Origin of the sequence: Thalassolituus sp. UBA3500 (assembly GCF_002377545.1) — a bacterium.
Classification (GTDB): Bacteria; Pseudomonadota; Gammaproteobacteria; order Pseudomonadales; family Oceanobacteraceae; genus Thalassolituus.
Genome location: NZ_DFQB01000045.1, coordinates 1 through 24031 on the forward strand (window position 1 = coordinate 1; position 24031 = coordinate 24031).

16 protein-coding genes are annotated in these 24031 nt (G+C 50.8%); 2 read left to right on the forward strand and 14 right to left on the reverse strand.

The window, feature by feature from the left end:
- Positions 1–42: 42 nt before the first annotated feature.
- Positions 43–1206 (forward strand): lipase family protein, encoded by a 1164-nt coding sequence (locus tag B2R29_RS11505; RefSeq protein ID WP_301181199.1) that lies wholly within the window; start codon positions 43–45, stop codon positions 1204–1206.
- Positions 1207–1310: 104 nt separating this feature from the next.
- Here the strand turns inward: B2R29_RS11505 and tssH are convergent, their stop codons facing one another.
- From tssH to tagH, 14 genes are all read right to left on the reverse strand, one after another.
- Positions 1311–3971, reverse strand: a complete 2661-nt coding sequence (gene tssH, locus B2R29_RS11510) for a type VI secretion system ATPase TssH (RefSeq protein ID WP_301181200.1) — start codon at positions 3969–3971, stop codon at positions 1311–1313.
- Positions 3972–4024: 53 nt separating this feature from the next.
- Positions 4025–5164 carry a type VI secretion system baseplate subunit TssG gene (tssG, locus tag B2R29_RS11515; RefSeq protein WP_301181201.1) on the reverse strand — a complete coding sequence of 380 codons (1140 nt, stop codon included), beginning with the start codon at positions 5162–5164 and terminating at the stop codon, positions 4025–4027.
- Entirely contained in the window at positions 5128–6957 is a 1830-nt protein-coding gene (gene tssF, locus B2R29_RS11520) for a type VI secretion system baseplate subunit TssF (protein ID WP_301181202.1), read from the reverse strand. Before tssF ends, tssG begins: the two co-directional genes overlap by 37 nt.
- 2 nt (positions 6958–6959) lie before the next feature.
- On the reverse strand, positions 6960–7439 hold the full coding sequence (tssE, locus tag B2R29_RS11525) for a type VI secretion system baseplate subunit TssE (RefSeq protein ID WP_301181203.1): 480 nt from the start codon (positions 7437–7439) through the stop codon (positions 6960–6962).
- A 3-nt stretch (positions 7440–7442) separates the two neighbouring features.
- Entirely contained in the window at positions 7443–8954 is a 1512-nt protein-coding gene (tssC, locus tag B2R29_RS11530; RefSeq protein WP_301181204.1) for a type VI secretion system contractile sheath large subunit, read from the reverse strand.
- Positions 8955–9008: 54 nt separating this feature from the next.
- A complete protein-coding gene (gene tssC / locus B2R29_RS11535) occupies positions 9009–10493 on the reverse strand; it encodes a type VI secretion system contractile sheath large subunit (RefSeq protein ID WP_068439115.1) in 1485 nt (494 codons plus the stop codon).
- Entirely contained in the window at positions 10493–11011 is a 519-nt protein-coding gene (gene tssB / locus B2R29_RS11540; RefSeq protein ID WP_301181206.1) for a type VI secretion system contractile sheath small subunit, read from the reverse strand. Before tssB ends, tssC (B2R29_RS11535) begins: the two co-directional genes overlap by 1 nt.
- Before the next feature lie 52 nt (positions 11012–11063).
- A complete protein-coding gene (gene tssA, locus B2R29_RS11545; protein ID WP_301181208.1) occupies positions 11064–12338 on the reverse strand; it encodes a type VI secretion system protein TssA in 1275 nt (424 codons plus the stop codon).
- Positions 12339–12421: 83 nt separating this feature from the next.
- A complete protein-coding gene (gene tagF / locus B2R29_RS11550; protein WP_300428721.1) occupies positions 12422–13069 on the reverse strand; it encodes a type VI secretion system-associated protein TagF in 648 nt (215 codons plus the stop codon).
- 9 nt (positions 13070–13078) lie between these two features.
- Complete coding sequence (tssM, locus tag B2R29_RS11555) at positions 13079–16585, reverse strand: type VI secretion system membrane subunit TssM (RefSeq protein WP_301181209.1); 3507 nt, start codon at positions 16583–16585, stop codon at positions 13079–13081.
- A gap of 88 nt (positions 16586–16673) precedes the next feature.
- Complete coding sequence (icmH, locus tag B2R29_RS11560; protein WP_301181210.1) at positions 16674–17567, reverse strand: type IVB secretion system protein IcmH/DotU; 894 nt, start codon at positions 17565–17567, stop codon at positions 16674–16676.
- Positions 17568–17570: 3 nt separating this feature from the next.
- Positions 17571–18905 carry a type VI secretion system baseplate subunit TssK gene (gene tssK, locus B2R29_RS11565; protein ID WP_301181211.1) on the reverse strand — a complete coding sequence of 445 codons (1335 nt, stop codon included), beginning with the start codon at positions 18903–18905 and terminating at the stop codon, positions 17571–17573.
- Between the two features lie 64 nt (positions 18906–18969).
- Complete coding sequence (gene tssJ / locus B2R29_RS11570; protein ID WP_301181212.1) at positions 18970–19512, reverse strand: type VI secretion system lipoprotein TssJ; 543 nt, start codon at positions 19510–19512, stop codon at positions 18970–18972.
- 19 nt (positions 19513–19531) lie between these two features.
- Positions 19532–21220, reverse strand: coding sequence for a type VI secretion system-associated FHA domain protein TagH (gene tagH / locus B2R29_RS11575; protein ID WP_301181213.1), 1689 nt, complete (start codon positions 21218–21220; stop codon positions 19532–19534).
- 217 nt (positions 21221–21437) lie between these two features.
- Here tagH and B2R29_RS11580 point away from each other — a divergent pair, with 217 nt between their 5' ends.
- Positions 21438–24026, forward strand: coding sequence for a protein kinase domain-containing protein (locus B2R29_RS11580; protein ID WP_301181214.1), 2589 nt, complete (start codon positions 21438–21440; stop codon positions 24024–24026).
- The last annotated feature ends 5 nt before the right edge of the window (positions 24027–24031 follow it).

A 24031-nucleotide genomic window follows, 5' to 3' on the forward strand; every position in this document is an offset into this window, starting at 1 on the left:
GCGGTTAGTATATGAATTCGGGAATAAATACAAGGAATGTTCATGGACACTGCTCTCGATCCAAGATTTGCTGCACTTCTAGCTCAAGATGCGTATGGTTTAAAGACCGAATCAGAACGTAAGACGTTCATGATTGAATACAAAGATAAACTTGAAGGGGAAACTGAGTTAAACGGAAAAACGGGCGCTTTAGTATTCCTGAAGTCATCTCATATTATGGGGCTGTGTGCTTATGGAATTGAAGACTACAAAGGGCAATCCTTCGTCGTATTAAAAGGAACAGCGAGCGGTTTTGACGCATTAACCGACCTAAATGCAGGTATTAAGCGATGTAGTAGTGGAGGCCAAGTTCACCAAGGATTTCAATACACATTCGAATCTTTTCTACCTCAACTGAAGGAGTTCCATACGGGGCTCGCTAGTAGACCTGAAATACACACTATTCATTGCATTGGTCATAGTCTTGGTGGAGCTTTAGCAACCCTGGTAGCTGACTGGCTGAGCTATAACACCTCAAAGACCGTCCAATTATATACTTTTGGATCACCTAGAGTAGGGATGCCCTACTTCGCCAGTGGGCTTACGAGCAGACTTCATTCAGAGAATATCTTTCGTGTTTTCCACAAAACTGATCCTGTCCCAATGCTCCCTACATGGCCTTTCACTCATGTGCCTGATCAGGGAACGGATTATTTGCTAGATTCGGGACTAGCCCTAATCCCATGGCAATATCATTTTATGAAGCATTATATAAAATCTGTTACAGGCGATGATTCTGAAAGTTTAGACTGGAAAATATTGAGGGCTAAACGCCCACCCGCAATGATGGATTCCGCTATAGAGAACTGGTTAAAGTCAGATGGGCCCGTTTCCCTTACACTAAATACGGCACGTATTCTCGATGCTGCTCTCTTGTGGGTTATTAATAAAATAATTAACCTAGCCGGGATAGCACTCATCGGGGCTGGGACAACCACATTCACCATCTTAGATCGTCTCGCGTATATGATGCACAAAGCCTATGACCTATCTAAAGATCTTGGTATCTGGGTTATGAGACTTATAAAGCGTATGGCACGAGCCTTGGGGATTATCGTAACAGATACTACGGTCCTCTCCGTGGCATTCATTCGTATGATATTCACTAGAATACATCAAAGTATCGCAGAACTAGTGCGTAAGGCATCTGCAGCAGTTGATCAATAGAATAGGCCTCCCCGCTGTCGATCCATAGTCTCAGTTGATACTTAAATTGAAATCGATACAAAAAACGGGGCTTTCGCCCCGTTTTTTTTGTTCCTACCCAATAATCAGCTCACCTGGTAAGTAAAGTCACCTTCTTCGGTAGCACCAATATGCACCTTAGTAACTTCTTCGCCCTCGGCCATCTTCGCTAAGCACTCAGATGCCAATGCAGGCAGCACAGTACGATTGAGGATGGTTTCAATGTTACGTGCACCGGTATCGGATTCCTGACAACGCGCGACAATATTGATGAGTACGTCTTCGTCGTAACTAAACTCTGCACCGTATTTTTCGGTAAGACGTTTCTCAATTTTACGCAGGTTAATCGCCGATATCTGCATTAGGTTCTCGTCATCCAATGGATAGTAAGCGATGGTATTCGCACGCCCCATGAATGCCGGTTTGAAATGCTGAAGCAGGTGTGGACGGATATTGTCGAGCAGCACTTCAGGCTCTGGTTTTTCTTCAACCTGATTAAAGATAGCGCGGATGGCATCTTCACCGGCGTTCGACGTCATGATGATGATGGTATTCTTAAAGTCGATATCCCGACCTTCACCGTCTTTGATCGTACCTTTATCGAAAAGGTTGTAGAAAATATCCTGAACGCCTGGGTGTGCCTTCTCCATCTCATCCAGCAGGATGACGGAGTATGGCTTACGGCGTGCCGCTTCGGTCAGTACGCCGCCTTCGCCATACCCCACATACCCCGGAGGGGAACCAAGAAGCATGGAGACTTTGTGCTCTTCTTTGAATTCAGACATATTAATGGTGGTAATGTTCTGCTCACCGCCAAACAGTTCGTCTGCCAGTGCCAGTGCCGTCTCAGTTTTACCAACACCCGACGTACCGCAGAACAGAAATACCCCCATAGGTTTACGCGGATCAGTTAAACCAGCACGCGAGGTCCGGATGACCTGTGCAATGGCTTCCAGCGCATGTGGCTGACCAATAACACGCTGCCCCAAGCGATCAGCAAGTGTCTGTACCGCAGTAATCTGATCACTGACCATTTTACCCACAGGAATACCGGTCCAGTTGGCGATGACCTCGGCAATAGCCTGCTCATCGACATTCGCTTGCATCAGAGGCGCATCCCCCTGAATACCAGCCAGTTCAGCCGTCAGTGCCTTAAGTTGGGTCTTCAGTTCGTCTGCTTCGCTATCGGACAACTTACTGTCAGCCGATGCCATAAAATTCTGATCAATTTTATCGCGGCATTCGCGAATTTGCGTAATCAATGCGTTTTCTTTTTCGTACTGAGCATTCAACTCTGCTAAAAGACTTTCTGCGTTCTGCTTTTCTTCGTAGAGTGCTGCCAGACGTTCGGTGTGTTCTCCTGTCGCTGCAGCCTCCCGTTCCAGTTTACCGATGGTTGTATCGGCACGTTGAATACGACGCTGCGCATCTTCTATTGCACCCGGCGTCGCGGACTGACTGAGCGCCACACGAGCACAGGCCGTGTCCAGCAGACTGACAGACTTATCGGGTAGCTGGCGTCCCGGAATATAACGATGAGATAAAGTCACAGAAGCGATAATAGCTTCGTCCAGAATCCGAACCTTGTGGTGATCCTGCAGCGATTGCGCAATACCACGCATCATATCAATGGCTTTTTCTTCCGACGGCTCTTCGACTTTCACCACCTGGAAGCGGCGGGTCAGTGCTGGATCACGTTCGAAGTATTTTTTGTATTCAGCCCAGGTCGTCGCAGCAATCGTGCGCAGCTCGCCACGTGCCAGTGCAGGTTTCAGCAGGTTTGCTGCATCGCCCTGTCCTTCTTTACCGCCCGCACCAATCATGGTGTGGGCTTCATCAATAAACAGAATGATTGGTGTGACAGAAGCGCGGACCTCTTCAATAACGGACTTGAGGCGATTCTCAAATTCACCCTTCACGCTTGCGCCAGCTTGCAGCAAACCAAGATCGAGTGTACGTACAGCAACTCCTTTAAGCGGTTCAGGCACGTCACCTGCGGCAATACGCAGAGCAAAACCTTCTACAACCGCGGTTTTACCCACACCGGCTTCCCCCGTCATGATGGGGTTGTTCTGGCGGCGACGCGTCAGGATGTCGATACACTGACGAATCTCTTCATCACGACCGAGTACAGGATCAATCTGACCGCTTTGAGCACGCTCGGTTAAGTTCACTGTGTACTTATCAAGCGCTGGCGTTTTAGACGCAGACACAGGGCCTGCCTGGCCGCCTTCTGAGCCCGGTTCATTGCCACGAACCAGTGAATCAGTCTCGCCAGTGGTGCCGAAAATAGCGCGGGCAGTTTCACGGATTGATTCTGGCGCAATCTCTTTTAACTCAGGGCAGCTTTCAAGGAGCTGACGACGCGTGCTGTCTTCTAACAGCAAAGCCGCGAGCAGGTGGCCAGAGCTGACGACGGGTTGCGCGTAGTCGACGGAAGCCAGCATCCAAGCGTTCTTAGCGGCTTCGACAATACTTGGCGCGAGAGCGGCTGGACGACTACTGCCTGAACGGAAACGCGAAATAGTACCCGCCAGCTGCTTGGCGACATTACCGGGATTAACGTCGTGCTTTTCCAGCAAGGTAACAAAATCGGTATCAGAGATATCGAGGAGTTTCAGCAACCAATGCTCGAGTTCAACATTGTACTGGCTGTGAGCAAGACAAAGGCCAGCGGCCCCTTCAAGCGAGTCCCTCATGTACGGCGACATTTTGTCGACTAGCGACTTCAGGTTGATGTTAATCATGGGTTTATTCCTCGTTCATCTCTGAAATTATTGAATCCATGTGATCCGTGCGATTAGTACGCCATTGGTAATGCGTCATCCGGCACGGGTACGTGCTGAGAGAGCCGGACTGATAACGCATTATCTTTTATCTTTTCTGGGTTCATGTAGGTATTCCAACCAAGAAGCGAATCAGACTTGGTTGGATCAAACAGGTCATCAAGCGGAAAGTATCTGGCATCCAGCTTCACTTCGATATCGAAGTCCTGCTCTTCCCCCACACTCATGCGTATGAATGACTTTAACTCTTCGAGCCCACGCGATCCTGGCGCAAGGCTCTGAAACTCTTCTTCATTGTGCGGCACTGTAATAACGGTAAATTTACTTTGTGCCTGATAACAACGGGTGCCCATAACAGTACTCACACCCAGCGCATTATTAACGCCATGGGGATGATCTTCATCCGGTAAACGGCAACGTGCGTCCTCAGGTAAGTCATACCATGAGCCATTAAACTGCTCGATGTAAGTCTCGAGACCGAACATGCCTGCAATACTGCTCCGTAAAGACTCTGCCGAACAGATTCCGCGAGCAAAATGAGCGGCGTATTGAGCAATAGGCTCGTCCGGCATGGTCGAGCGATAACGCAACTCAGGAATACCCAGGCCAGCCAACGACAACAATGCGTCGGTGAAAAGGTCTTTCTTTTCAGTACCCTCTCTGACCGTTCGCTCGAATGAGGGGCCCATCTGGTACTTGTGCCACGCTTCATAAAACAACGAAACAGTTCGATGATTAAACAGGTCCAGGTAGTCTTTCAATGCCGGATTTTTCTGTCTCAGCTCAGAGATGACCGTCTCACTCAGATAGTAAGGCATCACCCCCTGGCTACCCGTCAGCCCCATCATGGCGACTTCGACCTGCCATTGCAGTGCAGGGTTTTCTTCAGAATCGTGACTATGAATCCGCTTCTGCGATACTTTGGTGACGTCAGAGCCATTAAAGGCCAGCGAATTGCGAGACGTAAAGTGAACGGCCTCCTGATCCGGACGCGCTAATCCACCGACCGATGCATCAGCAACATCATCATCCTGGGTATTCTGCTGTGAGGCAGATTCAAGTAGCCGCACCGCCTGAAAAAAATCAAAGCGCTGTGGCTCAGTCTGTAACTGCTCAATCAGATTAAGGCTTTTTCGCCGGCGCGCGGTGGCCATCGCTTAAACTCCCCATCTTTTCCATTGAGCGTTACTGTTAACTTGGTAAACGAATTAATCGAACCGTACAGACCGAAGAAGCGCTCCAGCACACTGGCGAACATAAGCGGGCTCGTTCCCGCAAGCATCACTGGGTCCAGTTCGAGATCAATCTGCGTACCGCGACACAAAGACACCATGCCATCCACCTGAACAGGAGAGGTAACAGGCTTCGTATGAATCGCAGCAATAGCATCAATCATATTGCGTGTACTGGCGGAGTCTCTGAAGTCGTACAAGCGCAGAATCTCTTTCAGAGCTTCAACAGAGCCTCCCCCCTGACTCAGAGACAGGTGATTAAGATTAAGGTGCGAAATCAAACGCCAATAACCGCGCTCCCGCAGTGGCGGACGAATGGTTGCCGACGGAACAACCACACACTGGATACGCTCGGTTGGATACTCATCATCAACCACTTCAAAATAAGGGCGCCCTTGTCCTGTGGTCAGCTTTCTTGGCACATTGCGATTAGTGCATAAAAGCTTCATTTCAAGGTTCTGATTCTTAACCTGATGCGGGGTGAAATTCATATCGACCAGACTGATATCCACCTCGGATGCCAGTTCATTACGATGGTCACCCTCAAGCACCTCGCGGCGATGCGTTAACCAGAACGCTGGCTTAGCATCAGTATTACGACTGTGATTCATGCCATAAAACGGTCGATAAGGTGTGTAATAGCCATCACTGTCGGTCGCGCCAACATCGGTAATGCTATACACCTCAAGGCCATCTCGACGCCGGGAGTCCGGAACAACCGGGTAACGCGACTCCGTGTGCGTTAAAGCAACAGGGTCAGCGGTCGTCTCGAATATATTTACGATCGGTGTACACCCGAGTGCAAACATCCCAGCATTCACCTGGTGCTCAAGCTCTGAGTCACTCTCACGCAAATAAAAATAAACATTCAGCGTATTGGTGTAAGACTCATTCATTGCGACATCGAGCTGAGTCAGATCAATGAATTGGAACTTCTCCTGAAATGCAAAAAACTCAGTTAATAGCCGGTAACCGGCGAAAGAGTTGGGCGGGTAAGGCAGCATGCCTTCGTCAATTCCAAAGCCAACCTGCTCCAGACAATCGGAGTTCAGGAAAACGGGAGCGACATCAGACTCACCATTGGCGACAACAACTTTAAAACACTTGGTTAACAATAAGTCATACAGCGGATGGACATGCGGTAGCTGCCCTTTAAGAAACAGGCGAATCTTTGAGAAATCCATTTCATTCAGAACGAGATCATCACTCAACGTTCTGAAAGAGACCTTGAGTACGGCCGCAGCACCCTGCACTTCCAGACTGCCCGGTGCAACGAATGGTCGGGGCATTAATTGAGCGGTCTCGACCTTCAAGGGTAACAACTCTACCGGATAAGACGTCGTGAACCGGCACTCTTCGCCATCTGAGTCAGTATCGAGCAAGGTACCCGCCGGAATCTGAACGGGAGAGTCCAGGTCATCAAGTGGAGCAAACTGAGTAATCGCCATGGATGGAACCGGACGCAGATAATGCGGATAAAGCGTCTCCAGCATGGCATCCGTCAATTCAGGAAAATCATCACTCAGCTTCTGCTGAATACGCGCATTCAAGAAGGCGAAGCCGGAAAGCAGACGCGATACCAGCGGATCATCAACTGAGTCGTTGCCCAGCTTGAGGCTTTCAGCGACCGATGGATGCTGACGTGCAAAATCACTGGCCGACTGCTTAATAAACGCCAGTTCTTTTTCGTAATGATATAAGAGCCTGTCGCTCATAATCAGAAAATCTCCGAAACATTCACCGTCTGATTGACGGGGTTTAGCGCCGATTCAAATATAATCATTTCTTGCAGCGGATTTACGTTGAGCGTTGCCTCAACCCTAAAACGGATCGTCGGGTCTTCGTTATCGATCGCCATGTCGGTTTTCACCTTGACTGAACGAATCCTTGGCTCGAAACGCTTTACTGCCTTTTCAATCCGACGGCAGAATTCGTTACGACTATCGAACGAGGTCATGTTGATCGTCGATAAATCTGGCAAGCCATAATTCAACACACAATCATCAAGATGGCTGTATCCCGCTGGCGGCGACACACAGCAATAACGGGTGTTAAACAAATTCTCAAGATCGCGTCGTATACTTTCCCGCAGGCTGCGCACAATTTGATGACTCTGACGAAAGTCCGTGCCTTTGTTCTGTTCAAGAAAACGATCAAGGAGAGGCGCGACCAGAGGCTTATCTTTTAATTCAGACATTCATCATACCTTGCCAATATCAATCTGACTTAACGCAGTCGTGAGCTTAAGTTCTGACACCAAATGATCTACTGAGTAGTGCGTCTTCAGATGTACCAGGCTTGAGTAGTAACCGGGATTTGACGGATCTTCATCGACCACAACGCGAGCTTCCCGCAAGGGGTACCGTGCCATCATTTCCCACGACAGGTCATCCCGACCCGTCGTATATTGATCTAACCAGTTCTGTAAGAAGCGCTCACATGATTCGGCAGTGGTATATGAACCGACCTTATCGCGAACAATCACTTTGATGTACTGAGCCACGCGCGAGCCACACAATATCTGCTGCAACATCGAACTGATACGTGCGTTAGCCGTTGCCGATTTCTTCGCATACACCTTCGGGATCTGCAGCGACGGGCAATTATTAAATACGGCGTAAGGCGTCTGGAAGCAGTGACAAAGCGCGATCATTCCATAATCACTCAGTTCACGCTCTAACTGATCGGTCACGGTGACAGACGTCGACATTTTCACCATCGCGCGCGATGAATCGGTACGATACGCAGGTGTAGGAAACTGCGTCACCAGCCCGCCGCCATAATGATCGCGCGGAACGCCCCGTATATGGCTGAACCAACCGACCTCGGAAAACTCCCTGATCAGCACCGTTCCGAGAGCGAAGCAGGCGTTGCCCCACAAGTATTTGCGATTGTCTTTGCCGGCAACATTTTCATTGAAACGCAAGCCCCGGCGCGAACGGCGATTATCCTTGTACGGCTCACGTATCAATACCTGGGGTAATGTCAGCGCAAGAAAACGACTATCGTCGTGCTCCCGCATTGAGCGCCAGCGCACGTAATCATGAGATCGGAAAATCTCATCAACGTTAATATGCAAACCCAGGTTATCGAAGTTATCCAGACCGAAGAGTTGAGGTGCTGCACTGCAGACAAACGGACAAAAAGCAGCAGCTGCAGCTCGACTGATACCCTGTAGAGTGAAAACATCGTCAATGCGATGATCTTCGTAGGGCCTGTGCGCAACGTAATAGTCACCCAAAAGGACACTGAAGGGTTCACCACCAGGCGTACCGAACTCTTCGTTATAAATCAGGTGAAATAAACCGCTTTGATCAAAATCTGGCGCACGTTCCATATCACGAGCGAGATCTTTCCAACTGACATCCAGTAATCTGATTTTGGTATTTTCAGGATTAACAACGGCATCAATTAGAAACCAGAGGCCACGCCATGATGCTTCAAGTGCCTGAAAGCGATTGTTGTGCAATACCGCATCGATCTGCTCAGAGATCAGCTCATCAATAAAAGCAATTTGCTGTGCAAGCCAGCGACAAGGTTCCAGACGTGACGTATCGGCAGGTGACGATAATTCGACCCAACGGCGAAACGCCTCCACATCATCGTTTTCAGAAAGGAAAGAATAAATATCCGCGAGGGGTATTTCGTCCGATGAAAGGGTTGGCGAAGGATTCTCTGACATGACAGCCATGCCTGCGGAATCGTTCAGCACGGAAAACCTCTAAAGAAGAAATTATAAAGGGGGCCTGAGGCCCCCGATATCTGCTTACTTAGGCTGCGGAATATTCGCAACCATACGCAGAGAAGTTGTCAGCTCTTCCATTTGCAGCCAAGGCTTCAGGTAAGCAACGGCGCTGTATGCACCTGGAGAACCTGGAATCTCCTTAACTTCAACGCGAGCTTCAGCCAGTGGGTACTTGGCTTTCATTTCAGCAGACGCATCTGGGTTGCCGTTGGTGTACTGGGCAATCCACTGATTCAACCAACGCTCGCAGTTTTCTGCTTGCATGAACGAACCTACTTTGTCACGCGCCATTACTTTCAGGTAATGAGCAATACGTGAAGTCGCCATCAGATATGGCAGACGAGCAGAGATCGACGCGTTTGCAGTGGCATCCGGATCATCAAATACTTTCTGCTTCTGAGTAGACTGAGCACCAAAGAACACAGAGTAATCTGTATTTTTGTAGTGACACAGTGGCAGGAAGCCCTGGTTAGACAACTCAGCTTCACGACGGTCAGTGATACCTACTTCAGTAGGACACTTCTGGTCAGTATCACCATCATCACTCTTGAAGATGTGCGTCGGCAGGCCATCAACACGACCACCTTCGGCACCACGAATCGCAGTACACCAGGAGTTTTCAGAGAACGCACGTGTCAGGGTGGTACCCATTACATAAGACGCGTTCATCCAGCAGTAATCGTCGTGCTCAGTTGCTTTCGACATGCCAGACTCGTCCAGATCAAACTCTTCGAAATTGAAGGCTTCAACGGGTTTAGACGCCGCACCGTATGGAGTACGTGCCAGAACACGTGGCATAACCAGAGTGACAAAGCGTGAATCTTCGCTGTCACGGAAGCTGCGCCATTTGATGTATTCCTGAGACTCGAAAATACCGCCCAGATCACGTGGCTTAGACAACTCAGTAAAGTCATCAAAACCGAACATGCCGGAGCCCGCCGCTGAAATAAACGGACAGAAACCAGCCGCAGCAACGTTAGACATGTTACTCAGCAGGTCGATATCTTCAGGGTGATTAGTGAACTCAAAGTCTCCGATCATGCAGCCGTATGGCTCACCACCCGCTGTACCGAATTCTTCTTCGTAGATCTTTTTGAAGATCTGGCTCTGGTCGAACTCAACCGCCTTATCAAGGTCACGGAAAAGCTCACGCTTACTCAGGTTAAGCATGCGGATTTTCAGAGTTGCACCCGTTTCGCTGTTCATCACGAGGTGGTTCAGACCGCGCCATGAGCCTTCGAGCTTCTGGAATTTTTCGTCATGCAATACAGCGCTGAGCTGTTTTGACATCGCCTGATCAATCGCAGTAATTGCCTGCTTAATTGTATTGGTCAGGTTACGATCCCAGGTAACAGTACCTTTCAGAACCTGTTCGGTCAGGTTTGCCAGCAGGTCTTCAGTTTCTTCACGGCCAGTTTGCTTGGTGTAGGTAATTGCCTGTTCAAGCAGACTAACCGACTGTTCTTCCGCTTCTGCGCCTACCGCAGCTTCGACTTCAGTACTCATTACTCAGCTCCTTCTTTGCTTTCGCCAACACCCAGCTGCTGAGAAATCTCAGTGATGTTGTCAGTGTTTTTCAGAATTTGTTCAAGAACCGTTTCCAGCTCTTCAGAGCGATCTGCTTTGCTCAGCAGGTCACGCAGTTTGTTACGCGCGTCCAGCAGCTGTTTCAATGGCTCAACCTGCTCTACGATCGCTTCCGGTGTGAAGTCATCCATTTTACGGAAGTCCAGATCCACAGCCATGGTATTGCCGTCGCCTGCCAGTGTGTTTTCAACCTGCAGGTTCAGTTTCGGATTAACTTTAGCCATCACTTCATTGAAGTTATCGCGATCAACCTGAACGAATTTACGCTCTTTCAGTGCCTTGCGGTTTTCAGCGTTATCACCTGAGTAGTCACCCATGACACCTGCGACAAACGGCAGTTCTTTTTTAACTTCAGCGCCATTCGTTTCAACATCATATGTGATGTGTACGCGAGGCTTACGCACGCGCTTCAGTTTATTGTGGATACTTTCGGACATGAGTAACTCCTTTTCCTTTGAGTAACGGTGTTCACCGTAATTCTGTTAATTCTTACCAGCTGGTATCAGACTTCGGTTCAGGCTCAGCTTGAGGGACAGCTTCTGCAGCCGGAGTAGCGGCGGCTTCGCTCGCTGCCGGAGCTGCCGGAGCGGCAGGAGGAGCAACATATGTTGACTCATCTGAACCGTCCATTTTTACGCCTGTAAACTGCGAGAACAGGCCGCGTGCATTGCTGTCTGGAATAAGCTCCATCATCAACTCAGCAACCGTCATCCGGCCCCAGTTGATCAGACGCTCAAGACCTGGCGCCAGTGGTGTGTGTGGCTCGTACTGGCGGAAATACTTAGCAACTTCTTCAAGACGCTTCAGTGCTTCCTCACGATTGGTAATCGGCCCTGTGGTTCCATTCACTAAACGCACAACCTGCCCTCCCTGTATGGCGCTGGCGTCTGCCGCAGCCTCTTCAGCAGCAGCGGCATTTTCTTCGGCTTCAACCGCAGCGCTTGCGGCATCCGCTTCATCGAGCTTTGGCTTATAGATAAAACGGGTGGTACGTACGATTTCGTCGATCAGCTCAGTAATCTTTGAACTTGGTGGGGCTTCGGCGCCGCACTTCTCACGCAAGGTCGAGCTGATGTTTTTATAGAGTTCGGCACACTCTTCAAGTGTGGTTACAAAATTCTGACAGGTAAGCAGGTCAGTGGCGGCTATCGTATCGGTAATTTCAGCCAGACTATAACCCAGTGACGCAATTCGCTCTGATTTCTTATCGTCATCATCAATCTTATCAGCGTCACGAGCCTGCAAATACTGGTAATAACTAAATGCGCCTTTATCACCGTATACCGTAATTTCGATATTACGCAGCGGCGCCAGCAGTGTGCCATCACCGCCATCACCATTCAGGCCTGTGAGCGGCGCAACCCGTGTTTCAATTCCGTCTTCATCGGGCAGCGGATAAACATCATCCCAGAATTCGTTAATAAGCAGATTAATCACTGAAAAACCATCACGCAGACCAGAAACACCATGGCTGCGAATCAGACTTTCAAGATACCAGGAAGCAACTTCAAGATCTTTTGAAGACTCAGTCAGAATCTTATTGGCGGTACGCTGAACAATATCCCACGGGCCAGCAACATCCACCTCATCGTCGCCACCAAACATGGCCGAACGCTCTGCTGCGCGAGCCGCATTACGAGCATCTTTAATGGTGTAGTAATCGGATGTAGGGGAGCGGTCTTCACGAATATCAATACCCTGTGGAGTATCTTCATTAACAGGGGCGACGAGGCTATCGATATCGACAACATGACCAAATGGCATGGCAGAGTCCTTTCAATTTTGGTATTTCTGGTCCAGTAGGAAAATGATACTACACCAGCGGTAGGCTGTTAACACCCATTAAATTATGACCACTGTCCCGTCAGCATACGCGTATATTCTTCCGGACAAGGAAGACCAGATGCGACAAAAGCAACAGACGGCGCATTTTCATTCGCAGTCATTCCCCAAAGGCTGGCACTGCCCGGCACTGGCTGAGCCATACTGTGCAGAGAACCGAATTCAGGTTTGGTGCCACCGACAGAAACCTGGCTCCCGGAAGCACTGGTAAAGCAATGGCGCGGGCATGACGGTATTGCAACCTGACTCAACTTTTCACAAAGATCGTCAACCGCCAGCTGGTCCTGAAGCCCGGATATCGCCGCCTGCTGTAGCTCTGCAAACCAGTGTTCGCCATCAGCTATCAGTGCATATAAATTTTCCCCCTGACCGACAGGCACAGCAATGGTTAATGGAAAGTAGCGACCCACACTATCCACACTAGGAACAAGAATTCCTGCCCAACACTGCTGATCGATAACCCCAGCATTAAGACCAAAGCGCCAGACTGAACTGGTTAAGTAAAACTCGAGCCAGTCATCGGCGAGAATATTACGCGACCCTGCCACAACGCACTGCAACCATTCATCCCAGACATCGATAAATGTCTGAGGCAGATTGCGCACCAGAAAATCACCATGCGCGGGTAACTTGCCGTAAATGCCGTAATTCATACGATTTCCTTACAAGGACTGTGGGCAACGGAAGTTACGAAGCAATGACAGGTCGAACGGATTTACATTCGTGCTCGCTGCCAATCGATACTGCGCCTGATATCCAGACTCGGTAAACGTAATTACCTTCTCTGATTTATTCACAGTGGAATGCAGCTGCGCATCATCGATCATTCTAAGCAGTGACCAGTCACCATCGTATTGATCATTCGACACCCGCTCACCGAGATCTTCGAACACAATACGCGAGCGACCACTTTCACCTGCGATCCAGCTCAGTGATTTTTCAATCCGTGGGCCATGAGAATAACTGATGCGGTTCTCACCGATTTCCATCGTAAACAAACGGACATTGGAGTGCAGTTTTTCTGGTGTGGCGCGGAAGTTAAGGGCAGCCGCCTCACCTTCTGAGAACCAGGCACGACGAATATCATCCGCGCGCTGAAACTGGCGCAGCGCTTCGCTGCTTAAACCGATAGAGAAGCCGCCATACCCTTTTTGCTTCCAGCGATAGGTATCTACAAACGGAGAAACATACTCATCAACAAAGGCCTGTTGAATGCCGCCCGGTTTAAAGAACTCGTTGAATGCAACCACTGAGGCCTCTGACTGACGCCCAGCAACCAATGGGTAGCGGTCGCCCAGAGTATTACGGAACGTCTCATAGACCTGATAACGCCACACGGTATTAAGGTGTACGCCGGCTTTACCCATAACAGCCCCCCAGGTCTGATCGGCCAGCTTATTCAGCCAGTCAGCAGGTTGTTCAGGTGCGGTGGCCGCCAGGTTTTTGAGTTGCTGAATAGCGTCAGCACCGCCACCAGAGAAACGTTTTTTCGCCGCTTCAAAGGCCGCCGCATTTGAATCCGGTGCACCATCGATCTGACCAAGATATTCAGCCAGTGCACCGATAGCCTCCAGATAACCTGCGAACTTAGAAGGCGTGCCTTTCTCGGCCGCCAGCATGCGCTGTATATCGCGAAAACGGAGATCGACCAGCGTCGGGTCATACACCATCCCCGCCGCTTTTTCGACCAGACCGCCTGCGGCACCAGAAGCCGTAGGCATTTCAATTTCTGGCGTCAGGGTCGTATTTTTCACAACCAACTCTGTCACCTGAGACAGTGGTGATGAAAGCTGATCCGCCAACTTAAGCAGGTGGGTGACAGACTGGCTACCACCCGGTAAATTCGCGAGGCTGAATTTCTGGTAGAAGGCCTGCCAGCGGCGGGCATACTCAGTCAGGTATAACTTCTCGACATCGGCACTTAATTTCTCAAGATCCGCCTTGCTGTAGTCTTCGCCACTGATATTACCGCCATAAATCCATTGATCTGCAGCGATCTGTTTCATCATTTCGGAGTCAGGGCCGTACTCTGCCTGGTCGTATCCTGCCTTGGTGAACAGGAACGGCATCATAAATACCGGATCATTTTCACTTAAGCCAAATACCTGTTGTGGGTTACCACCAATCTCACGGTAGAGATCGACTTCTCGAGCGTTGTTGCCCATTTTCTGAAGCTGCGCAAAGAGTCTTTGCGCAACCGGAATACGCTGCAGGTACTGGCGTGTACGGGTAACGACATATTCATCGGACTGGAGCTGCTCGTCGAAACCCAGCTCGATCAGATGATCCAGGTGTGTGAGTAGCTGCGACTGTTTGCTTGCCTCACCCGGCAAAAGATCCTGCCAGCGGGTCTCGGCGTAGGCACGAATCTGTGCGTAGTCACGATGCTCCCGATCAAACAACATAAGGTACACACGAAAGACGGGCAGAAGCGCGCTGTCGTCTGCGCCAAGCGCATTTAAATGACGCTCAAGCATATTGGCAACCGCCGGGTAAAACACTTGGTTGAGCTGCGTGTTGTACGCCTGATCTGCCGCGGCATCGACACGACCGTCATACAGGCCGAGGTAACTGATGAAGGGGTGCTCTTCCTGATCGTAGACAAGACTGGCTTGATAGAGTGGCGTCAGAAGTTTGAGCGCTTCTTCCGTTGTTGCCTGCTCCGGACGAATTGTTTCGCGCAATTGCAGATAGTCGCGATGCAGACTATCAACCTCGGCCATATAAGCCCGGTTCTGCACCAAGGCACCTGTCCACAGAGCGGCACAGCCAATCAATAAACCGGTCAGGCCCGCAACCGCACCACGACGCATCCAACGGAGCAGGTTTTCAATCTTCCGGTTAACGCCAACGAGTTCGGATTCAGGAAAAATAACATCACGGAACAGCCGGGTAATAAAGAAACTCTTCCCGCTATTATGTTGTTGCTTGCCCATACTACGTTCAAGACCAAAGTTAGCACTCACTTGCGCCATCATACGGTCAATCGGGCTACCTTCCTGTGTTGCACTGGTAAAGTAGACACCACGCAACATAGGCACTGTGCTGTAGTTATTCGGCGCAAATGTCTGTTGAATAAAACCATCCACAACGTTCGCCAGACTCTCAAGAGCTGGCGGAAAACCCTGAATCATGGCGCGCTTATCGGTATTGCGCTCATGCTGGACACGCCACAGCAAACGCTCGTTCAAACGCTCGACAAGCTGATTGAACTCGTGGCGGAAGCGGCTGATATCGGCACCGGTGTTTTCGTTCTCTTCCTGAGGAAAACTCACACCCCAGACCTGCTCGCGCTCGGCCTGTGAAAGATTACCGAAAAATTCCGCAAAGCCAGCGACCAGATCGCCCTTGGTAAAGGTTAAATAAACCGGGAAGCGAATACCGAGTTCGTCCTGTAATTCACTGATGCGGGCCCGAATGATTTTTGCCTGCTGCTCACGCTGCTCTTTTGTCTGAACCATCAGATCCTGAAGGCTGATTGCAATAAGGGCACCGTTAATTGGGCGACGACGACGATATTTTTTGAGCAGTGCCAGAAACGCCTGCCAGGCATTGTTATCCACCACACGGTGACTGTCCTGTGTGGTGTAACGCCCAGCGGTATCAATCAGCACGGCATCATTAGTGAACCACCAATCACAGTTGCGGGTTCCACCAATGCCGCCCAGTGCTTGTTTGCCGTGGGTATCCGCCAGTGGAAATTCGAGGCCAGAGTTAACCAATGCCGTCGTTTTACCTGAACCCGGCGGGCCAATAATGATGTACCAAGGAAGCTGATAGAGGCTGAGCTTGCCCCGGCGCGAGCTGAAGCGTGCCTTTTTAAGTGTTGCCAGAGCATCACGAAAACGGCCTGCCATCTGAGCCAGCTCTTCTTGGCTTCGTTCCTGATCGGGGTCGACGACATCAGCATCTTTCTGCTGTGACGACTCAATTTCACCCAGCAGTTCTTTGTTCTGGCGGCGTTCAACAAGCCACTGACTAACGTTCCATGTTAGCCAGAACAACCAGAAGAATCCGATAATGATCGCTCGTGTCATCGGGCTCAGCGTCATATTGTCTGCGCCGAATTTAATAAATTCAGCACCAAACCAGATCAGCAATGACAGAGCCGTAAGCCCAATAATTCCGACGACCCACTTATTTTGCAGAAACGCCAACAGCTTTTTCATGTGTTCTCCATGTACACAACGGGAGGCGCATCCTTACCCGATGGTCATTTATACTTATCCAGCTGCAATCTCATCAGAGACCGCAAGACTAATAAAACCGCTTACCCTGTGGCGGTGAAACCACGTCTGAACCTTGTTCAGGTGCACCATCGACACCGGATATTTCGGTATAGATACTTTCAGCGACCGGGGTCGTCTCCTGATACATCCAATAGCGAAAGCCAGAATAGGTCAGTACGAGTATTGCCATCACAACACTGGCGATGACCCACAGAGGAATGTAATTTTTAAGATATTCACTGGGTTTAACCGAGCCTTCCCAATGAGGAGACAACTCTGATTCCCAGCCAGGACGATGACTTTCAATCGTGTGATACAGATTCTCGCGTATCTGCTCAAGTTGTTCGTTCCCCCGGGGCATCACGCGATACTTTCCCTGAAAACCCAAACTCAGGCAGAGGTAGTACAGCTCGAGAAGGTCCAGATGAGTTCCCGGCGTTTCGAGCAGTTTCTGTAAAATCAGGAACGATTTTTCACCACCTGAAGTTTCCTGATGAAACAGACTCAGAAGTGAATGCTGACTCCACCCACTGCCCGCGCCCCATGGTGTATTCAACACCATTTCATCAATCACAGAACATAACAGGTAACGCGCAGCGACAACGGAGTCGCCCGAAATACCGCTATTTCGTGCATTGCGTTCAAAGCTTTTAATTTCTTCGGTGAGGCGCTTATGAAGATCAGGCACCTGATCATGCTTCATGGTCGAACGCAGTTTTGTCACCAGGGTCAGCAGCGTTGTCGCCCCTGTCACTAACGGATTAAGACCATGTCGCACGTCGATTTTTTCGTTGCCTGGCATCGCTGGTTGAGGCGAAGAAGCTCGCCCCTGAGCAGCGCCCGCAGACGAACGAGAAGCGCCCGGCGTAGGAATCATGACCGTACGATCAGCCGCACCCGGTTGTTGTCCATCATTGCCCATACATCAGCTCCTGATCGCCCAGAGTTCCATAATTAAGCCGGGGTAATCGGCGCCAAGATGTACTGCAAAACCACCGGACTGCTGCATCGACTTCCACAGATCCCCGGTATTTTCGATTTCGAAATAAGTGAATCCGGCGTGGTAAGGAATCTGGCGTGGTGCCACAGGGAGCGGACGTGTTCTCAGACCCGGCAGCTGCGTCGTGATCAGCTCTCGAATCGTTTCGACCGGTGCAATTTTCGCCTGCGCGGGGAAACGGCTGCGTAACACTTCAGTTGGCATATCCGCTTTTACCGCAACCACGAACGACGCTGAACGCGTCAGCGATGGGTCGGTTATCGGTGCAACATGAATACCGTACTTACGCTCAACCAGATCCAGAGAAATGGCTGATTGCTCAAGCACCATGCTAAGTGACTGGCGCAGCGCCGAGAAAAGCCCGGCAAATGTCTGCTGCAGATCCGTGTGAATGTACGGAGGCATTTCTGGTGGGCGCTTATCACTGGCTGTAAATGTCGACAGTTCACCTGCGAGTTGCAGCAGCTCGGTGTAAAGTGTCAGGGGATGCAGTGTCGCCAACTGAGTCAGATGTTTCACCAGTGGCTGAACGCGGTTAATGACTTGCAACAGAAGGTAATCTGCAATTTCGGCAGAGCCGGAACGCCCCGAATCACTCAGTCGGTGGCTCAATGCTTCACCGCGCTGACGCAGCAGGCCTGATACTTCTTCGATATAGCCTTTAATCTCACCACTCACCGTGCAGTCGAGTACGGGTGGAATAAATGTCTTATCGAGCTTCACCGGGTTACCCGGCAACCTTTCCGCAATACGTGCGATACCAATACAGGCATAGCCACCAAGATCTTCTGAGCCTAATTTAAAGCAGGTGGATAACTTACCAATCTGGATGCGTGCCGACTGGCCTGACGCCGAAGAGCTGTCACGAGCATCGAAGTTATAGGTCTGGAAGCGCGCCTGTGGAAACTCTTCAGCATCGCGAACCGATTCCTGAGCACCGGGGCGGCGCATAGGCACGCACAGGTAGACAATTTCATCGCGGGTATTTTCGGGTATCTCAATAATTGGCGGAAGTTCTTCTGACTCGGGCGCCAGTATTGGCGTACCGTCCGGGAAAATACCTCGTACAGAAGAGATAGATACTTTACCCAGCTCAAGCGCTTCGACATCGATCGTCAGCTCCTGAATACCCCAGTAGTAACTACCAACAGCACCCGTGCGCACATCAACAAGGCGCTCAACAAAACGATCCTGCTGCTGAAAATGCTGAGGACGCAGGAACATTCCTTCCGACCAGATTACCTTGTTCTTTGAAGACATGAGTCATCCTTTCCGTGACTGCACAGATCGTGCAGTGAATTCCGAATTCTGAATAGCGCGACCGTCAGAGCTGTGAAGAGCGATCGCTGCGTAGTTTCTTATGAGGCGTGGCAGCACTGTTGTCTTCTTCTATTTCAACAATGGCAATCTGATTTCCCTCGATACCGACCTGAACCACATTTTCATTGTGTTCGAGTACCGGAATGACCAGTAACGCCTCGGCGTCACGATACTGAATAAACTCAGCCATCAGCCCCAGATACTTAACCTCAGTCGCCAGCTCGATCGTTTCGATGCGCTTCTCACCCGGCGTAAGCTCCTTAAGAACGATCGTATCGATCAGATCTTTGCCCAGACGCGCGGGCGCGCCCTCGTACAAACTCAGGAAATCTTCCCGGCTGAACTGACGGTCATCAGCCAGCTTAAACACATGAATTACGACGGGTGATGGGCGGTCATCAGCATCCGGATTGATCTGTGCGCCTGCCGTAAATTCAATCACTGCACTGGTGTTCATGTTCAGCGCTTTACGCGCCGACTGGCACCCCGACATCATCGTAAGTACCAGCACCAGCGATATCAGGTGCCATCCTTTCTTAAACTGCATTGTCTTTCCCTAAAAGTAATCAGGTTCGGTTAAGAGCCCGTGTATTCTTCAGCTCCGCCAACTGTTTTTCGTAAGCGCGCGCAAATTCTTCACCAAACAACTGGTTATATGTTGTCTCGTAGTCTGACTTCAGTGCTTTGAAATACTGTTCGAAGGCGACCCAGTTTTTCGCATCTTTATTACCTAACAGCGAATCACGGGCATTAATGTGCTGTTTCAGGTTGTCCGGGTCAAAATGTTTAAACATCGTATCGTACGCGGCATGCATCCCCTTCAACACGGCCACCTGATGATCAGACAAGTCGTCAAAACTATCACGAACCGCATCCTGCGGACGCATAAACGCAGACGCATCACGGCTGAACATCATCTTTAACGCGTCTTCGGCGTTAGCAGAAAACTTCAGCGGATTATTATCCACCGTCTGAATCATGGTGTGCTGCACACGAAGTTCGTTCTTGATCGCGGTACGGGCACGTAGCAAATCAATTAAGCGGGTCACCGCTTCATTTACTATCCCCGAGACTTCGGGCATTAACGTATCTAACTGCTCATCCGAAATATTGTTCAGCCCCATCAAGCCTGCGAGCTGGCGAACATCAACACTGGAGGCACCTGAACCCGGCGTAGCCTGACCGGGAGCTGCGGGTGCAGGTGGTGTAGCCGCTGCTGGTTCTGGAATCTGCGACTCCGACACTGGCGGCACCGGCTGCGACTCAGGACGTGACGAAAATGCCGGTGGTGTATTCTGGGGCTTATCTGAAGACGTAGGTATGCCAAACAAACTATCGATATCATCGGCACCGCCAGCGACAGCTTCGGATGCCGCAAACGGATTCTGCTCTGATGCGGTCGACGCTGACGCAAAAGAATCTGAAGAAAACGGGTCTGCGGCTTTCTGCGGCTGAGACTCAAAGGGCTGCTGCACAGGCGCCTCAGGCCGGGGAATTCTCATATTCTGTTGTTCGACCGGAGCGTGATCCGATGCAGATCCGCTTTTCCACCAGTCATCGCCATCATCCCAACCCGAAGACGATGGCGTAGGGGCTGAGAAAGCAGGTTTGTTTAACGCAGCGAGGGGGTCATTGCCCGATGAAGACGATCCAAAAGACGCCCCAAACGATTCCCCAAATAAGGAATCATCCGACGACGATGAACCCCACGGGTCATCTTTAGCTGCCCCCACCGACTGAGACACCACCGCGCCCCAGTCCTGTTCTGGTTGCTTTGGTGTCTGAGCGCCGGGCTCAAGCCAGGAATCCAGCTGACTGGCACTGTTCGCCGATTGCTGCTTCGCCGCTGTAGCCGGATTAAACGTCGTGCGATCCCCCTTATCAAGGAAATCCGCCGACCCTAAATCTGCAGGGATAGCAGGCTCCGCTGGCGGTGCTTTCAGAGTCACCTGCAACTGATATTCACCACAGATTAAAACATCGCCCGCGGCCAGAGGGTGAGGTTTCCCAGGTCCGAGCGGCGCCTGACTGTCATTAACAAATGTGCCGTTGGTGCTGTGATCCAGCAATGAGAAACGACCATCCGCAAACACCACTTCAAGATGGCGGGAAGAAAGAATGCGCTCTGTGTCCGGCAATACCCAATCGTTCGAATCGGCACGACCTACCGAGCCACCCGCACTGCGGAAGACTTTTGTGTGATTGAGCATATTGGCGTGAGGCGGGCATTCGACGACCGTCAGAATCAAGTCCATTTCTTCACCGTAAGGTTCCTGTGTTTCAGCAGCTAAAAGGAAAGTAACCGCAGTGCAGGTGAGCGGTCACAACAGACACCTGTCTTGAGCCGCGCGAGCAAGTCCTATAATATCGGCGCCACTTTCTGAGTTCAAGCAAACGGAAGGTCGGGCCAGCGAGGAACCGGGGCTCGAAAAGGACGAAATACGTCAAGGGTATCGATACGACAGGCTCATTATGACCGATAATAGGGACGACAAGACACGTCTTGTCACCGGTGGAAAATCCACTGGAAACGCCAGCAATTCAGACCGCAAGGCAAGCGGAAAATCTTCCAAAGGCCCCGCAAAAAACGACGACGCTACCGTAATAGCGGGCGGCCCGACGTCGGATAAATCTACACGAAATCCAGACGCCACGTTGGTTACATCTCAGACGCCCCTGTCGACACCGACCAGCAGTCGTACCGGCAACACCACGACAGGCGGAACAACGCCGCGCGTGTCAGCCCTGAACAACAAAGTAATCAAAGGCCGCTTTGAACTGGTTTCTATGCTCGGTGCAGGCGGCATGGGTGCTGTTTATAAAGCACTCGACCGACGTAAAGTTGAAGCCAGTGACTCGGACCCTTATGTGGCCGTTAAACTGCTGAATGACGACTTCCGTCAACACCCTGATGCCTTTATATCGTTGCAACGGGAGTCACGTAAGTCACAGACACTCGCTCACCCGAACATCGTAACCGTATACGATTTTGACCGGGACCGTGACACCGTATTTATGACCATGGAGTTCCTTGAAGGTGCTCCATTGGATGAACTGCTGCGCGAACATCCAAACGGTTTGCCGCCTGAGCAGGCCGAAAGCGCACTGCGTGATATCTCGAACGCACTGATTTACGCGCACTCGCACAATATTATTCATTCCGACTTCAAGCCCGGAAATATTTACGTCACCAAGAATAAAGGCTCGAAAGTATTCGACTTCGGTATTGCCCGCGCCGTATCAGAAGGCAGCGCGGCGCACGGTGCAGGTGAAAAGACCATCTTTGATGCGGGCACCCTGGGAGCACTGACTCCGGCCTATGCCAGCTACGAAATGCTCAAAGGTGCGGAGCCTGCAGAATCCGATGACCTCTATGCCCTGGGCTGCGTCGCCTACGAGCTTTACTCTGGCAAGCACCCATTTAATAAAACACCCGCTGATCAGGCGCTGACTAAAAAGCTGAAGCCTAAACGTATTAAAGGCCTGAGCCGTCGCCAGTGGAATGCTCTGTCAGGGGCATTAGAGCTAAAACGCGAAAATCGCACCCAGACAGTCGATGAATTTTACAAACAGTTCTTCGGAAAAGCGCGCATGCTTATCTGGGCGCTGGCTGCGTCTGTGACTGCATTCATAATTGGTGGCGGCGTTTACTACCAACAGTATCAGGAACAGCTGATCGCGCAGGCGCAATTAAAAGTTCAGCTCGAAGAAGAACTCGCGCAGAAACTTGAAGACTCAGCCATCACCAACCAGACGCAGAAAATTGAACAGCTGGTTCAGATCGCAGCACTTACCCCAAAGTGGGATATGGAGCTACGTCGTGAATTGCTGAGCTATGAAAATCTGGTGTCGAATATCGACGGGCTGAATACTGATGAACTGAACGAAAGTGTTCGTCAGCGTGTTATTTCAGCGTACATAAAAGAAGCGAAGCAGCGCATCGCAGACAACAACCTCGAGAATGTTCTGAGTCTGCTGCAGTACGCCAGTCGCTGGGAAGCTCCCGCAGAGCAGATCGAACTGCTGACCAATCAGGTACTGACCAATCAGGAAGCAGAACGACTGAGACAAGAAAATGAACGTCTCGCCGCTGCGAAAAAAGAAGCCGACCTGCTGCGCCTGGAACAGGAAAAACGGGAGAAAGAACTCGAAGAAGCACGCCAGATCCGTATCCGTCAGGAAGTGGCTGCGCTCGAAAAATCCCTGCGTTGCCCGAACCAGATTGATGTCGCTGGTGACGTCGCCAGTCACCTGAAAGCACTTGAGTCACTGGACCCGGGTCGCTCAGCAGATCTTCGTACTATCGTCGCCAACTCACTGACCAATTGCTTTAACAAACTAGCAGCTGTCAGCCCATTTGCCGCCGATACCATGCTGACCGAAGCCCGTGAGCTACTACCATCACAAGGTCAACTGGACCCACTCGTTGTCGATTACTGCTCACACCTAGAACCAGGTACTGGTGCCAAAGGGCGCCGTTACACCTGTGCAGATCCACTGCCGCGTGACGCACTGGGGCCAACGATGGTGGTAGTGCCTGCTCCGGACGGTGGACGTCCCATCGCCATCAGCCAGTACGAAATCACCTACGACGACGTCGCCGACTACTGCACCGTCTCGCAGCTGTGTGACACCGATAAATACGCACGTAATTTCATGCCTATTCACAATATCAAAGTGGATTTTGCTGAGAATTTTGCCGGTTGGCTGAGTTCCGTTACTGGGCATTATTACCGCCTGCCAACCTATGACGAATGGTTGACGGCAGCGACCGCCGATGGGGCAGCTGAATTTCCGGAGCGTAACTGCTTCCTGAAATACGGAGCTATTGAGAAAGGTCTTGAGCTGCACAAAACCACCAACGGTAAGCAGAACTCCTATGGCCTGGCATCGCATGTAGGTAATGTTCAGGAGTGGGCATACCGCGATAACGAACTGGTTGCTGCCGGTGGCTCAAGACAGACACCTCTGAACGAATGTCGTTACAGCACAGTGACTGCTCACAACGGCACCGCCGACGAATTCACCGGCTTCCGCCTGGTACGTGAATTGGCACGTTAATCCTG